Annotated in this window: 1 protein-coding gene; it reads right to left on the reverse strand. The window is 39.5% G+C overall.

The window, feature by feature from the left end:
• Positions 1 to 314, reverse strand: a 314-nt coding sequence (locus AAON49_RS00055) for an efflux RND transporter permease subunit (RefSeq protein ID WP_349551725.1), incomplete at both ends; no start/stop codon positions are given.

The following is a 314-nucleotide window of genomic DNA, read 5'->3' on the forward strand; positions in this document are numbered from 1 at the left end:
GTCTGTGCTCCAATATCTTTATTACTCTGCTTAACTGCCTTAACCACATGATGCAAGCCAATATTATATTGTCTCATTAGCTCTGGGTTAATATCAATCTGGTATTCCTGAACATAGCCTCCTATTGAAGCTACTTCAGAGACTCCACTAGCAGAAGATACCGCATACTTAACATAGTAATCTTGAATACTTCTTAACTCATGTAAATCCCAACCACCCGTAACATTTCCACTTTCATCTCTTCCTTCTAGTGTATACCAAAATATTTGCCCCAAACCTGTTGCATCAGGTCCTAAAGTCGGACTCACTCCTTG

It is taken from the genome of Pseudotenacibaculum sp. MALMAid0570, from assembly GCF_040151415.1.
GTDB lineage: Bacteria > Bacteroidota > Bacteroidia > Flavobacteriales > Flavobacteriaceae > Polaribacter.